This is a genomic window from Pseudomonas sp. P867 (assembly GCF_019891455.1).
GTDB classification, from domain to species: Bacteria; Pseudomonadota; Gammaproteobacteria; order Pseudomonadales; family Pseudomonadaceae; genus Aquipseudomonas; species Aquipseudomonas synxantha_A.
Genome location: NZ_JAFLXB010000016.1, coordinates 80,397 through 95,370 on the forward strand (window position 1 = coordinate 80,397; position 14,974 = coordinate 95,370).

Annotated in this window: 10 protein-coding genes and 1 pseudogene; 5 read left to right on the top strand and 6 right to left on the bottom strand. The window is 59.5% G+C overall.

Annotated features, from left to right (window positions below; translation table 11 throughout):
• Positions 1-5 precede the first annotated feature (5 nt).
• From J1G33_RS24155 to J1G33_RS24170, 4 genes are all read right to left on the bottom strand, one after another.
• Positions 6-461: a hypothetical protein gene (locus J1G33_RS24155; RefSeq protein WP_223018916.1), complete on the bottom strand. Its 456-nt coding sequence runs from the start codon at positions 459-461 to the stop codon at positions 6-8.
• Positions 462-538: 77 nt separating this feature from the next.
• Positions 539-1,948: a GntR family transcriptional regulator MpaR gene (mapR, locus tag J1G33_RS24160; protein WP_005788562.1), complete on the bottom strand. Its 1,410-nt coding sequence runs from the start codon at positions 1,946-1,948 to the stop codon at positions 539-541.
• Positions 1,949-2,481: 533 nt separating this feature from the next.
• On the bottom strand, positions 2,482-3,891 hold the full coding sequence (gene ccoG / locus J1G33_RS24165) for a cytochrome c oxidase accessory protein CcoG (RefSeq protein ID WP_223018917.1): 1,410 nt from the start codon (positions 3,889-3,891) through the stop codon (positions 2,482-2,484).
• A gap of 184 nt (positions 3,892-4,075) precedes the next feature.
• On the bottom strand, positions 4,076-4,315 hold the full coding sequence (locus tag J1G33_RS24170; protein WP_005788559.1) for a DUF3203 family protein: 240 nt from the start codon (positions 4,313-4,315) through the stop codon (positions 4,076-4,078).
• A gap of 118 nt (positions 4,316-4,433) precedes the next feature.
• Between J1G33_RS24170 and J1G33_RS24175 the strand changes: the two genes are divergently transcribed.
• Positions 4,434-4,925 (top strand): MgtC/SapB family protein, encoded by a 492-nt coding sequence (locus tag J1G33_RS24175; protein ID WP_103734282.1) that lies wholly within the window; start codon positions 4,434-4,436, stop codon positions 4,923-4,925.
• A gap of 10 nt (positions 4,926-4,935) precedes the next feature.
• Here J1G33_RS24175 and J1G33_RS24180 read toward each other — a convergent pair whose 3' ends face one another.
• Positions 4,936-5,943, bottom strand: a complete 1,008-nt coding sequence (locus tag J1G33_RS24180; protein ID WP_223018918.1) for a M10 family metallopeptidase C-terminal domain-containing protein — start codon at positions 5,941-5,943, stop codon at positions 4,936-4,938.
• Positions 5,944-6,131: 188 nt separating this feature from the next.
• Entirely contained in the window at positions 6,132-6,290 is a 159-nt protein-coding gene (locus J1G33_RS24185; RefSeq protein WP_164699486.1) for a hypothetical protein, read from the bottom strand.
• 204 nt (positions 6,291-6,494) lie between these two features.
• Between J1G33_RS24185 and J1G33_RS24190 the strand changes: the two genes are divergently transcribed.
• The 4 genes and pseudogenes from J1G33_RS24190 to J1G33_RS24205 all read left to right on the top strand — a co-directional run.
• A complete protein-coding gene (locus J1G33_RS24190) occupies positions 6,495-8,489 on the top strand; it encodes an alpha-1,4-glucan--maltose-1-phosphate maltosyltransferase (RefSeq protein WP_223018919.1) in 1,995 nt (664 codons plus the stop codon).
• Positions 8,490-8,637: 148 nt separating this feature from the next.
• A complete protein-coding gene (treS, locus tag J1G33_RS24195; protein WP_223018920.1) occupies positions 8,638-11,985 on the top strand; it encodes a maltose alpha-D-glucosyltransferase in 3,348 nt (1,115 codons plus the stop codon).
• Positions 11,982-14,219 (top strand): 1,4-alpha-glucan branching protein GlgB, encoded by a 2,238-nt coding sequence (gene glgB / locus J1G33_RS24200; protein ID WP_223018921.1) that lies wholly within the window; start codon positions 11,982-11,984, stop codon positions 14,217-14,219. The genes treS and glgB overlap by 4 nt, the downstream gene beginning before the upstream one ends.
• A gap of 51 nt (positions 14,220-14,270) precedes the next feature.
• Positions 14,271-14,969: pseudogene (locus J1G33_RS24205) on the top strand (GGDEF domain-containing protein); the annotation flags it as partial.
• Positions 14,970-14,974 lie beyond the last annotated feature (5 nt).

Here is a 14,974-nt window from a genome sequence, read left to right on the forward strand (position 1 = left end):
GCAGCTTACTGCCCGAGGTTTTGCAGCACGTCGTAGCCGTTTTCCGCGAATGCTACAAGTAGACGGGCTTCTGAGTTCTTTCGGGTGGAATAGCCGGCGTTGTGAAAGCCATTGATCTTGCCGTCGTGTCGTTCGCTGTTACCGACGCGGCGATCATTCACATTGTCGAGGACGTTAATCACTCTCGCCAGGTTATAGGCCGCGTGGGCCCTGGCCTTGGCATCAGGGTTGGCGAATGTCCAGTCCCCCAGTCGGCGCTTGAGCAAGTCTGTCACCGGGTAGCTATCGCGGCGCTTGAACAGGTGCTTGAGCGCAGGATTGGCGTTGATGATCTGCCGGGTGGTACGACTGTCACCGACGGGAGGTTCTTCGGGCGCAGTCGGCGCAATAAGCCAGTTATTTTCAGGGCGACCTTCGCCAAGCCGATAGGCGGTCGATGCCGCAAGAGGGTTGATGCGCATGACGATCTCGACATGAGGATAGGCATAGCTAGGTGGTTCCTGATGGCACACGGTTCCACGGGCTGTGTTTCGCGCCGTTAAAAAGACCGCACTATCCGCCCCAGCGTCTCCATGGCCTTTTCCGAGGCTTCGTTCCATGGGCTGCCATAGTTCAAGCGTATGCAGTTTCTGAAGCGCTGGGTCGCTGAAAAAATCGGCCCCGGTGCGATGCTGATGCCTTGGGCCAGGGCCATCTGGAACAATTTCAGCGAGTCGGTTTGCTCCGGCAATTCCAACCACAGAAAATAACCGCCCGCCGGCTGGCTGACCCGTGTCTGGGCCGGGAAGTAGCGGGCGATGGCCGCCAGCATGGCGCTTTGCTGTTCTTCCAGGGCATAGCGCAATTTGCGCAGATGCCGGTCATAACCGCCGTGTTGCAGGTAGTCGGCAATCGCCGCCTGGGCCGGCATCGACGGGCACAGCGAGGTCATCAGTTTCAGGCGCTCGACCTTCTGCGCAAAGCGCCCGGCCGCGACCCAGCCGACGCGGTAGCCCGGTGCCAGGCTCTTGGCAAAGGAACCGCAGTGCATCACCAGCCCTTCGGTATCAAACGCCTTGGCCGGTTTTGGCGCGTGTTGCCCGTAGTACAACTCGGCATAGACATCATCTTCGATCAACGGCACCTGATGGCTGCGCAACAGCTCTACCAGCGCCTGTTTTTTTGCTTCGGGCAGGGTGGCGCCCATGGGGTTCTGGAAGCTGGTCATGGTCCAGCAGGCCTTGATTGGGTAGCGCTCAAGACTTTGTGCCAAGGCGTTCAGGTCAATACCATCGCGCGGGTGCACCGGGATTTCCACGGCCTTGAGTTTCAGGCGCTCCAGCACTTGCAGGCAGGCGTAGAACGCCGGTGCCTCGATGGCAACCAGGTCGCCCGGTTCAGTCACGGCTTGCAGGCACAGGTTCAGCGCTTCGAGGGCACCGTTGGTAATCAGCAACTCCTCCATGGGCAGCATCAGGCCGCCGACCATGTAGCGCAGGGCAATCTGTCGGCGCAGTTGCGGGTTGCCCGGCGACATGTCGGTGACCACCAGGCGCGGGTCCATTTCGCGGCTGGCGCTGGCCAGGGAGCGGGCCAGGCGCGGCAACGGGAACAGCATCGGGCTGGGGAAGGCCGAGCCGAAGGGCACTGTATTAGGGTCTTTGATGGAGTCGAGTACCGAAAACACCAATTCACTGACGTCCACATGGGTGGACTCATGCACCTGCTCGCTCACCACTGGCTCGGAAAACGGGCTCGGCGCATGGGTGTTGACGAAGTAGCCCGAACGCGGCCGCGCGCGAATCAGGCCACGGCGTTCCAGCAAGTAATACGCTTGGAACACGGTAGACGGGCTGACGCCGTAGGTCTGGCTGGCATAGCGCACCGACGGTACGCGCTGACCTGGGCCAAGGACGCCGGAGCGGATCAGTTCTGCGATGTCATCGGCGAATTTTTCGTAGCGTTTCATGGCAGCCTTAAACAGTTTTCAGTCTGTACGCCGGGTAAGTGTGTGTGGGAGCTTGCCCACGATTAGCATAGGTATCTACACATTTTTGGTACGGCGCTGTACCTGTGGCGAGGGAGCTTGCTCCCGTGACGACCAGTCAGCCAGCGCATATCTATCTGATGCTCCGAGATCCAAATGTGGGAGCGGGCTTGCTCGCGAAGGCGGCCAGGCAGCCGACACAGTTATACCGAGTACATATCCATTGCTGCGGTAACGGCCACTTATGGTTCCGCTCTTACAGCGGGTCACTTTCGAAAAGCCGGAATGCCGGCCCAGAATCCCTGTCGAATTCCGGCCAGCGTGGTTTGACGGGGCGCTTAAGATCAAAAACAGATCAAGATCAAGAGCGGCTCGCTTCGCATCGTAGTTACCGTCGGCTTCTACAACCTAAAAAATTGTGTAGATACCTATGTCCCGATGAGGGGGTGTCAGTAACCAAAACTGTTCTGACCCACCGCTATCGGGAGCAAGCCCCCTCCCACATTGGCGGATTGTCAGCGGTTCAACGGCGCGACGAAGCGACTGTCTGCGGCGCTGTAGATCCAGGGCTCATCCACATCTGTCACCTTGAAGCGCAGGCTCTGCGAGCTGCTCGCCGGCTTCTCGGCCAGCAGTGCCACGGACACCGGCATATCGACGATTTCTCCGGGCGCCAGGCTGATCCGGGTCTTGCCTTGCAACTGGAACCCGTCGGCATCCACCAGTTCCACCCGGTAGTCCTGGCGTTGCTGGGTCTTGTTGATGACCTTGAGGCTGTAGATGTTCTCGATCAAACCCTGGCTGTTTTCGCGAAACATGCCGCGGTCCTTGGTGACATCCAGCGACACCATCGGCCGTTCAATCAAGGCCACCACCAACGCGGCAATCATTACCAGCAGTACGGCACTGTAGCCGATCAGGCGTGGCCTGAGCAGATGAGTCTTGCCACCCTGCAGTTGGTGTTCACTGGTGTAGCTCACCAAACCCCGGGCATAGCCCATTTTGTCCATGATCGAGTCGCAGGCATCAATGCAGGCCGCACAGCCGATACATTCCATTTGCAGGCCGTCGCGGATATCGATGCCGGTAGGGCAAACCTGCACGCACAGCTGGCAATCAATGCAATCACCGAGCCCTGCATCGGCTGGCTGCACTTCGCGTTTGCGCGGGCCACGGCGTTCGCCGCGGGCGGTATCGTAGGAAATGGTCAGGGTGTCTTTATCAAACATTACGCTTTGGAATCGCGCATACGGGCACATATGCATGCACACCGCTTCGCGTAACCAGCCGGCATTGATGTAGGTAGCGCCCGTGAAAAACAGCACCCAGAACAGGCTCACCCCGCCGATTTGCCAGGTCAGCAGTTCGACGGCGAGAGGGCGGATGGGCGTGAAGTAGCCGACAAAGGTCAGCCCGGTCAGCACGCTGATGCCCAGCCACAGCGTATGTTTGGCTGAGCGTCGCGCGAGTTTGTTCAGGCTCCACGGGGCCGCCTGCAGCTTGATACGCTGGTTGCGCTCGCCCTCGGTGATCTTTTCACACCACATGAACAGCCACGTGAACGAGCTTTGCGGGCAGGTATAACCGCACCAGACGCGGCCGGCAAACACCGTGATCGCAAACAGGCCGAAGGCACAGATGATCAGCAGCGCCGAGAGCAGGATAAAGTCCTGCGGCCAGAAGGTGGCGCCGAAAATGTGGAACTTGCTGTGCGCCAGGTCCCACAGCACGGCCTGGCGCCCACCCCAGTTCAGCCATACGGTGCCGAAAAAGGCCAGGAACAGCATAGCCGCTCCACTGACACGCAAGGTGCGGAACAGGCCGGTAAAGCTGCGGGTATGGATCAGGTTATCGCTGGATTTGGCCTTCACCTTCTTTGGGTGTATGGGCTCAAAGGTTTCCACGGTTGGGATTCGTTCGCTCATGGTCGTTCGCTCATCAGCCTCCATCAGGCCAATGCACTATGGGCGACAGGCTGTTTGCATAACAGACTCAGGTATGGCGATATAAAGCGGATCAGATGGGCTGGATGTACCCATCTGCGTCAATGTGCTGCACCCCAGCGTCAATAAGGTGCAGCGATCGATCGAAGGGGCTGACGCAGATCAATTAAATCACCGAACCCGGTTCGTCGGCCTTCACGTGCTGACGGCCATCGGTGGCGCCTTCAACCGTCAGGGCGTCCGCCTCGGCTTCGGTGATGTAGATGCGAGAACCCGCCAATTCCAGATAAGACATGGCTTTGTCGTGATCGGTAAGGATGGTCACCCGGGTGGCGGGCAGGCTTTGTTCCTGGCCGTTTTCGTCGAGCGTGAAGTAGCACAGATGATTTTCGATGCGTACGGTCATGACGATCTCCGTTTTGTGAACTGTGCAGCGTTAGGCGACTGCCATGCGCACGGGTTCCGGGCAACTGACTGGCGGTCTGTGCGGTCTATTCTTTACTCATAATAAAAGGAGCGCATCCATGGACGTCTGGTGGCAACAAGTGTGGCAAACCCTGCAAGCCGAGTTCGCCGACATCACCGATGCCCGGCAACTCACTCAAGTGACTGTGCGCCTGCTGATCGCTGCGATCCTGGGTGGCATCCTGGGTTTTGAGCGTGAACACAAGGGCAAGGCGGCGGGCGTGCGCACTCATATGCTGGTGGCGCTTGGCGCGGCGCTGTTCGTGCTGGTGCCGCAGATGTCCGGCAACCAGGCAGACGCCATGAGCCGGGTGGTTCAAGGGGTGATTGCGGGCATCGGCTTCCTTGGCGCCGGCACTATCCTCAAGGGCAAGGAAGATGAAGAGGGCCAGCATGTGAAGGGCCTGACCACGGCTGCCGGGTTGTGGATGACCGCCGCCATCGGGGTGGCGGCGGGCATGGGGCGTGAATCGACGGCGGTACTCAGTACGTTGCTGGCCCTGGCGGTGTTCAGCATCATGCCGAGAATCGTCAAGTTAGTGGAAAAGTAATACCCAGCCATCAGGTCACGATGTTGCTTTGGCGCACCTCACCAAACACCTTCAGTACGAAGGGTGGCTTGCCTGGAGCATCAGCAATGACTACCACGCTGACATTTTTATTGGGCGAATATTGAATCTGTATCTCCCCGATCGACTCTGGGCGGCGCTCAACCCATCGCAGCGGGGTGTTCAACTGTTTCTGAATGCCGGTCAGGTTCAGTTTGTCTTGGGATTTGAAATTCCGGATCTCTTGAGGAGACTCGAGTGTGGATTCACTGGCAGAGCGGAAGCTGTAGGTTGCAGAGCTGTCGTGGCCAGTGTCGGAGGCCGATGGCGGTGGCGTGGCATCTGCTTGTGACGCGTCGAGCTTTTCCTTGGCCAGCGAATCGCAGGTATTGCTTAAGGTTTTATAGGTCGAGTCCATCCTGGAATAGTGTTGTTTGATTTTGGCTAACTCTGCGAGTGAGTTATCGAGACGGCCAAAAGAGCTCGAGGCGTCGCCGTCAAATGCCCCGAGCAGGGCCTCGATATTTTTAAAGGCGAATTTATTCATTACCTCTTCTGTTGTTTTGTGCTTGGCTGAGTTCAGGTTCCTGGCACCGGCATTGAGCACGACGCTCATCTCTTCAAATTTTTTGCGGTTCGCTTTGGCGTCGGGCCCACGTAACGCTGCGCGCCTGTTTTCTGGCTGAAAAATCCATTCGAGTTCGGACTTGATCGCACGAGATTGGGCAGAGTCCGGATTGCCCTGTAGCGCGTTGATTGTTTCCGGGGTCAATAGTGTATGAGTATCGCTCACGCGTTTCGTCGCGTCTGCGTGTTGCTCAGGAGAGGTCTGATTGGAACGCGTGTCAGGCGATTGCTGTGCACGGTCCGGTGCCTTGGGCGTAACGGACCAGTTCGGGCCAGCGTTGAGCAACGCGTCCACCTGCTGCTGTGTGGGCCGGCCCTGAGCTTGGGCGCCGCTGGAGTGTCCAGGTGGCGATGGCTGCGTGCGGGAAAAGTGCTGAGGGTTGATAGTCGACATGGTGTCCTCGCGATAGGATCAGAACTTCCCATCGGAAGATGGGTTGAGTGCGAGGTAAATATATAAACCTGCAGTCACGCGAGCATTCAGGCTTGTTCCCAGTGTCTGTAGGAGAGTTCGATTTTTTGCGGCTCGCTCGAGTTGAAGAACAGCCTGGCCCCTCCCGAGCGAACCTCCATCATTGTGACTCAGACGATGACCGGCGGCGTGGTCGTGGGCGGTTCTTGCGCTGCGGGTGGCTCATCTTCAGGGGGTTCCTGCTTTGGCGCCGGCGTCGGCTCCGAAGGCGGCAAGGGCGGGGCATCGATATTCGGATCTTCGGGTTCAGGGGGTATTGGGATATTCATCAGTGTGGCCTCCTTTGTGCTTGGCTCTATGGGTGGACCATTGCCTTGGGGAATTGATTCCCCGCCCGGCGGCGACATATCCACCTGAACTTTTGCCGCGCGCCCAGGCTCGGACTTTAAACGGCTCTGCTCAGGGAGAGCGTCGCCGTACTTGAATTCGGATCAAGCAAAGAGCGTCCACGGGGCGTAAGGGGAAGATGCTCGATGACTGCTGAAATACTGGCTCCAGAGGGCTGCGCACTGCCGTTGTCGCAAGCGCTGTTGTTACCCAGGATCGCTATCGAAAGCACCATGCCGGTGATCGACAAGGGGGAATTTGCCGTCAAGGCCGTGGTCGGCCAGCGCGTCAATGTCACCAGTAAAGTGTTCGCCGATGGCCACGACAAACTGGCGGTGCTGATCCGCTGGCACGCGCTGGAGGATGAAAGCTGGCACAGCGTGGTCATGACCGATGTCGGTAACAATGGCTGGGAGGGCGCGTTCACCGTCGCCCACCTCGGTCCGCATGAATACTGCATCGAGGCATGGATCGATACCTTCGCCAGCTTCTGCTATGAACTGCGCAAGAAACACGAGGCCGGGGTGCCGGTCAGCCTTGAATTGCAGGAGGGCCGTAGCCTGGTGTTGCAGGCCGCCGAGCGCAGTGACAACGAATTGCGCGACCGCTTGATGTTGCTGCACCACGAATTGTCGGGCCTGCTGGAAACCGAGCAGGTGGCGTTGTTCCTGCACGAAGACAGTGCACACCTGATGACCCAGGCCGATCATCGCGCTTATCTGAGCATCAGCCCCGCCTACCCGATTGACGTAGAGCGTGAGGCGGCGCAGTTCGCCAGTTGGTATGAGCTGTTTCCCCGCTCGATCACCGACGATCCGGCCCGCCACGGCACATTCAATGACGTGCACTCGCGCTTGTCGATGATCCACGACATGGGCTTTGACGTGCTGTATTTCCCGCCGATCCATCCCATCGGCCGCAGCCATCGCAAGGGTAAGAACAACTCACTCACCGCCGGCCCCGATGATCCGGGCAGCCCCTATGCCATCGGCAGCGAGGAGGGCGGGCACGAGGCGATTCACCCGCAACTGGGCAGTCGTGAGGATTTCCATCGCCTGGTCAAAGCCGCTGCCGACCACGGCCTGGAAATTGCGCTGGACTTTGCCATCCAATGCTCCCAGGACCATCCGTGGCTTGAACAGCACCCTGGCTGGTTCAACTGGCGCCCCGATGGCACGATTAAATACGCAGAGAACCCGCCGAAAAAGTACCAGGACATCGTTAACGTCGATTTTTATGCGGCGGATGCGATTCCGGGCTTATGGACAGAGCTGCGCGATATTGTGGTGGGTTGGGTGGAAGAGGGCGTGAAGACCTTTCGCGTCGATAATCCCCACACCAAGCCGCTGCCATTCTGGCAATGGCTGATCAGTGATGTCAGGTCCAGATACCCTGAGGTGATCTTCCTCGCCGAGGCCTTTACGACTCCGGCGATGATGGCGCGCCTGGGCAAGGTCGGCTACTCCCAGAGCTACACCTACTTCACCTGGCGCAATACCAAGGCCGAGTTGAGCGAGTACCTGACGCAATTGAACCAGTCGCCGTGGCGCGAATGCTACCGGCCGAACTTCTTCGTCAATACACCTGATATCAACCCAGGCTTTTTGCACCAGTCCGGGCGCGCCGGCTTCTTGATTCGTGCCGCGCTGGCGGCCATGGGCTCGGGCCTGTGGGGCATGTATTCAGGCTTTGAACTGTGCGAAGCCGCGCCAGTGCCGGGCAAGGAGGAATACCTGGATTCGGAGAAGTACGAAATCCGCCCGCGGGACTTCACCGCCCCCGGCAACATCATTGCCGAGATCGCCCAACTCAACCGTATCCGTCGGCAGAACCCGGCCCTGCACACACACCTGGGGCTCAAGCTCTACAACGCCTGGAACGACAACATCCTGTATTTCGGCAAGCGCAGCGAAGATGGCAGCAACTTCATCCTGGTGGCAGTCAACCTCGACCCCTTTAACGCTCAGGAAGCCCATTTTGAACTACCGCTGTGGGAGCTGGGCCTGCCGGATGACGCCCAGACCCAGGGTGAAGACTTGATGAACGGCCACCGTTGGACCTGGTACGGCAAGACCCAATGGACACGGCTTGAACCGCAGATGCCCTTTGGAATCTGGCGCATCACCCATTCCCCAGGCTGATGGAGTTCCCCTGTGGGAGCTGGCTTGCCTGCGATAGCGATTTGTCAGCCACCATTTCAGGTACTGACAGACCGTTATCGCAGGCAAGCCAGCTCCCACACTGGATCGCATTCCGTCTGCAGAACTTTAGTGTTTTCAGGAGTTCCCGATGGCGAAGAAACCCAAGACAGCCACCTTCATCAAAGACCCGCTCTGGTACAAGGACGCGGTGATTTACCAGGTTCACGTCAAATCCTACTTTGACTCCAACAATGATGGCATCGGTGACTTCCCCGGGCTGATTGCCAAGCTCGACTATATTGCCGACCTTGGCGTGAACACCATCTGGCTATTGCCGTTCTACCCCTCGCCACGTCGCGATGACGGCTACGATATTGCCGAATACCGTGGCGTGCACAGCGACTACGGGACCATGGCCGATGCCAAACGCTTCATCGCCGAGGCGCATAAACGCGGGCTGCGGGTAATTACCGAGCTGGTGATCAACCACACCTCCGACCAGCACCCCTGGTTCCAGCGTGCGCGCAAGGCCAAGCCGGGTTCGGCCGCGCGGGACTTCTACGTGTGGTCGGACGATGACCAGAAGTACGACGGCACGCGCATCATTTTTCTCGATACCGAAAAATCCAACTGGACCTGGGACCCGGTCGCCGGCCAGTACTTCTGGCACCGCTTCTACTCCCACCAGCCCGACCTCAACTTCGATAACCCGCAAGTCATGAAGGCCGTACTGTCGGTGATGCGCTATTGGCTGGACCTGGGCATTGACGGCCTGCGTCTGGACGCCATCCCCTACCTGATCGAACGCGACGGCACCAACAACGAAAACCTGGCTGAAACCCACGACGTCCTCAAGCAGATTCGCGCCGAAATCGATGCCCATTATCCCGACCGAATGCTGCTGGCCGAAGCTAACCAATGGCCCGAAGACACGCAGCTGTATTTCGGTGAGCGCAAAGGCGATGACGGCGATGAATGCCATATGGCCTTTCACTTCCCGCTGATGCCGCGCATGTATATGGCGCTAGCCCAGGAAGACCGCTTTCCCATCACCGATATTCTGCGCCAGACCCCGGAGATTCCCGCCAATTGCCAATGGGCGATCTTCCTGCGCAACCATGATGAGCTGACCCTGGAGATGGTCACCGACAAGGAACGCGACTACCTGTGGAACTACTATGCTGCAGACCGCCGCGCCCGAATCAACCTGGGTATTCGTCGACGCCTGGCGCCGCTGATGGAGCGTGATCGTCGCCGTGTCGAGTTGCTCAACAGCCTGTTGTTGTCGATGCCGGGCACACCGACTTTGTATTACGGCGATGAGATCGGCATGGGTGACAACATCTACCTGGGCGACCGCGACGGTGTGCGTACGCCGATGCAGTGGTCTATCGACCGCAATGGCGGCTTCTCCCGTGCCAACCCGGCCAGCCTTGTATTGCCGCCGATCATGGACCCGCAATACGGTTATCAATCGGTCAACGTCGAGACCCAGGCCCAGGACCCGCATTCATTGCTGAACTGGACCCGGCGCATGCTCGCGGTGCGCAAGCAGTCCAAGGCCTTTGGCCGTGGCAGCCTGAAAATGCTCTCGCCGACCAATCGGCGCATCCTGGCTTACACCCGTGAATACACGGGGGAAGACGGCCACACCGAAATCATCCTGTGCGTGGCCAATGTGTCGCGCAGCGCCCAGGCGGCGGAGCTGGACTTGTCTGCCTTCGCCGGCATGGTGCCGGTGGAGATGCTCGGCGGTAATGCCTTTCCACCGATTGGCCAGCTGAATTTCCTGCTGACCCTGGCGCCCTATGGCTTTTATTGGTTTGTGCTGGCGACGGAAAACCAGATGCCAAGCTGGCATGTGGAACCGGCGCAGAGCATGCCCGACTTCACCACTCTGGTACTGAAAAAACGCATGGAAGAATTACTCGAAGAGCCTTGCCGCACCAGCCTGGAACAAACCTCATTGCCAGCCTGGTTGCCCAAACGTCGCTGGTTTGCCGGCAAAGACACGGCGATCGACAGCGTGCGCATCGCTTACGGCGTACGTTTTGGCGACCCACAGCACCCGGTATTGCTCAGTGAAGTCGAGGTCAGCAGCGGCGGTCAGGTCAGCCGTTATCAACTGCCGTTGGGCTTTCTCGGCGAAGATCAGGTGAGCAGCGCCTTGCCCCAGCAATTGGCCCTGGCCCGGGTGCGACGTACTCGCCAGGTAGGGTTGGTGACCGATGCCTTCAGCCTTGAGCCTTTCATCCGTGAAGTCATCCAGGCCATGCAGGCAGGGACCGTGCTCAACTCCAGTGAGGGCGATCTGCGGTTTGAGGCGACCGGACACCTGGCCGGGCTGCAACTGACTCACGAATCGCCGGTGCGTTACTTGTCTGCCGAGCAGTCCAACAGTTCGGTGGTGGTGGGCGAAAGCCTGGTGCTCAAGCTGATTCGCAAAGTCAGCGCCGGGGTACACCCGGAGCTGGAAATGAGCGCCTACCTGACCGCCGCCGGCTACCCGAATATCTCGCCTTTGCTGGGCTTTATGAGCCGCCGCGACGCGCAGGGGCAGGACAACCTGCTGATGATTGCCCAGGGCTACCTGAGCAACCAGGGCGATGCCTGGAGCTGGACCCAGAACAACCTGGAACGGGCGATCCGCGACGAGTTGGCCGAGGCCATTTCTGAACAGGAGCAGCACTACAACGCCCTTGGCGAACTGGCGGATTTCGCCGCGGCGCTCGGCCAGCGCCTGGGGGAAATGCATGGGGTGCTGGGTGCGCCAACGGATGACAAGGACTTCAAGCCGCAAATCACTACCGCCAAGGATACTCAGGCCTGGGCCAAGGATGTCGGCGCGCAGATCGAGCGTGCGCTGCAATTGCTCAAGCTTCATCAAAGCCAGTTGAACCCCGCTGACCAGGCGTTGGTCAGTGAGTTACTGGTACACAAAAAAACCATCGCCGGGCATGTCCAGGCGTTGGCGAAGGCCACGGTCGGCGGGCTGCGGATTCGTGTCCACGGTGACTTGCACCTGGGCCAGGTGCTGGTGGTCAAGGGCGACGCGTACCTGATCGACTTTGAAGGGGAACCTGCGCGGCCGTTGCATGAGCGGCGCGGCAAGCACAGCCCCTATAAAGATGTGAGCGGAGTGCTGCGCTCCTTTGACTACGCGGCGGCCATGGCCCTGAATGTGCAAGCAGTGGATCAGACACCGCAAGCCAACACTGCGCGCAAGCGCGTCACCGATCGCTATCTGAGTGAAGCCCGCCAGGCATTTACTCAGGCTTATCAGACGGCGACGTCTACACTGGCGCATGATTGGCAGGATGCCAACGGCCAGGACGCAGCGCTGACGTTGTTCAGCCTGGAAAAGGCCGCGTACGAAGTGGCCTACGAAGCGGAAAATCGCCCGACCTGGTTGCCGGTGCCCTTGCAAGGGCTGCATGGCTTGCTGAGCGGGCTTACACCTAAATCGAAACCTGTACGCGGTGGGGAGACGTCATGAGTTTTACACATAAAGAACCGCTGCAGCCCAAGTTGACTGCATTGCCGGCGTCCAAGGACGTCGAAGCGCTGGTACGCGCCGAACACCCGGATCCGTTCTCGATCCTGGGCCCGCATGACGACGAGCAGGGCGGGCAGTTTATTCGCGCCTTTCTGCCAGAGGCGCTCAGCGTTCAGGTACTCAGCCGGGATGGCGGTGAAGTGCTGGGCAGCCTCGAGGCAACCCAGGTGCCTGGCTTGTTTGTCGGGCAGTTCAGCACGCGCCAGCCGTACCTGCTGAAAATCCAGTGGGCGGGCGGTGAACAGATTACCGAAGACCCCTACAGCTTCAGTCAATTGCTGTTGGGGGAAATGGACCTTTACCTGTTTGCCGAAGGCAATCACCGCGACCTGGGCAGTTGCCTGGGGGCCCAGGTGACCAGTGTCGATGGCGTGCAAGGTGTGCGCTTTGCGGTGTGGGCACCGAATGCGCGGCGGGTTTCGGTAGTTGGCGATTTCAATATCTGGGACGGTCGCCGCCATCCGATGCGCCTGCGTCACCCCTCCGGTGTGTGGGAGATTTTTATCCCGCGTTTGCAGCCGGGCGCTGCCTACAAATACGAAATCCTCGGGGCCCATGGGATCCTGCCTCTCAAGGCCGACCCGGTGGCGCTGGCCACCCAACTGCCGCCCGACACGGCCTCCAAGGTCGCCGCACCGTTGCAGGTGGACTGGCAAGACCATGAGTGGATGCAAGCCCGGGGTGAAAAGCAGAAATCCACGGCGCCGTTGTCGATCTACGAGCTGCACGTGGGCTCCTGGCAGTGCGAGCTGGACGAGACCGGCGAGGTCGCCCGTCAATACGGCTGGCGTGAACTGGCGGAGCGCTTGATCCCCTACGTGCAGCAACTGGGCTTCACCCATATCGAGCTGATGCCGATCATGGAGCACCCCTTTGGTGGTTCCTGGGGCTATCAGGCTTTGTCGCAATTCGCCCCGAGTGCACGCTTTGGATCGCCCGAGGATTTCGCCTGGTTCGTCAATGCCTGTCACCAGGCGGATATCGGCGTGATTCTCGATTGGGTGCCGGCGCATTTCCCCACCGATACCCACGGTCTGGCGCAGTTCGACGGCACAGCGCTGTACGAGTATGCCAACCCGCTGGAGGGCTTTCACCAGGACTGGGACACGCTGATCTACAACCTGGGCCGTACGGAAGTGCACGGCTTCATGCTGGCCTCGGCCCTGCACTGGCTCAAGCATTTTCATGTGGATGGGCTACGGGTGGATGCGGTGGCTTCGATGTTGTACCGCGATTATTCGCGCAAGGCCGGCGAGTGGGTGCCCAACCGCCATGGCGGGCGCGAGAACCTGGAAGCCATCGATTTTCTGCGGCATTTGAACGACGTGGTCGCCCTTGAAGCGCCCGGCGCGCTGGTGATCGCCGAGGAATCGACGGCATGGCCGGGGGTCAGCCAGCCTACCCAGCAAGGTGGCCTGGGGTTCAATTACAAGTGGAACATGGGCTGGATGCATGACTCGCTGCACTACATCCAGCAAGACCCGGTCTACCGTGCCCATCATCACAACGAGCTGAGCTTCGGCCTGGTATATGCCTGGTCCGAGCGGTTTATCTTGCCGATCTCACACGACGAAGTGGTGCACGGCAAGCACTCGCTGATCGACAAGATGCCGGGAGATCGCTGGCAGAAGTTTGCCAATCTGCGCGCCTATCTGAGTTTCATGTGGATGCACCCGGGCAAGAAGCTGTTGTTCATGGGCTGCGAATTTGGCCAGTGGCGCGAATGGAACCACGACCAGCAACTGGACTGGTATCTGCTGCAATACCCTGAGCACCGTGGTGTGCAGAAGCTGGTGGGCGATTTGAACCGCCTGTACCGCGAGGAGCCGGCGCTGCATGAACAGGATGATGCGCCCCAAGGCTTCCAGTGGCTGATTGGCGATGATGCGATCAATAGTGTTTACGCCTGGCTGCGCTGGAGCAAGGACGGCCGGCCGGTGCTGGTGGTTGCTAACTTCACCCCGGTGCCGCGTGAAGGCTATGCGGTTGGGGTGCCGTTCGGCGGGCGTTGGAGTGAGGTGATCAACAGTGATGCGGACACTTACGCCGGTTCCAACTTTGGCAATGGGGGAGAGGTGTTCACCCAGGATGAGCCGCGTCATGGGCAACCGGTGTCGCTGTCGTTGAACCTGCCGCCGCTGGGTGTGTTGATTCTGCGTCCGCAGGAGCTGTAAGGGCACTGGATTGGCGGATGCAGTTGTTCCCGATACTGGCAGGGCGCCACAATGGCGCCTTTGCCGTCGCAATCGACACAGGCGCATTGCATGAACAGCCTTGGGCATGGGCAAGATCAGGATCCCATCATCGAGCAGCAAGTGCGAACCGACCGGTTGCACCAACTGTTTCGCCAGTCGTTCTCGGCCGTCTTCGGTAGTTATCTGGGCGCCGCCATGCTCTGCTGGCTGTGCTGGGATCGCTTCGATCATCGAATCATTCTGGTATGGCTGGTGCTGCTGGGTTGCTCGTCACTGCTGCGCCTGCACATGTTCGTGCAGTGGTTTCGCTGCCCTGACAGCGAGCGCACCCCAAAGCGTTGGGAGCGGCGTTACTGGATCACGCTGATGTTGTCGGCTGGCATCTGGGGAGGTGGAGCGCTGGCGGTGATGCCGGTTGATGACCGAGTGTCCCAGGTACTGGTGATGCTCTTTACCGTAGGGATGTCAGTCAGTGCGGTGTCCTGCTACTCGGCCTATCGCTACATGACCCTGAGTTCGATGGCGTTGGTGCTGTTGCCCTGTACGCTGTGGCTGTTGTTCCAGCCGGCGCCGATGCAAGTGGGTGTGGCCCTGGCGGTGCTGGTGTTTTCATCTTTTGTGGTGACGGCCACCTGCAAACTGTCCGATGCGCTGGAAAAAGCCTTCCGCCTGACTCGGCAAATGGAGCGTACACACCGTCTTTCAACCCGCGCGGCCCAAACCGATGAGCGCGA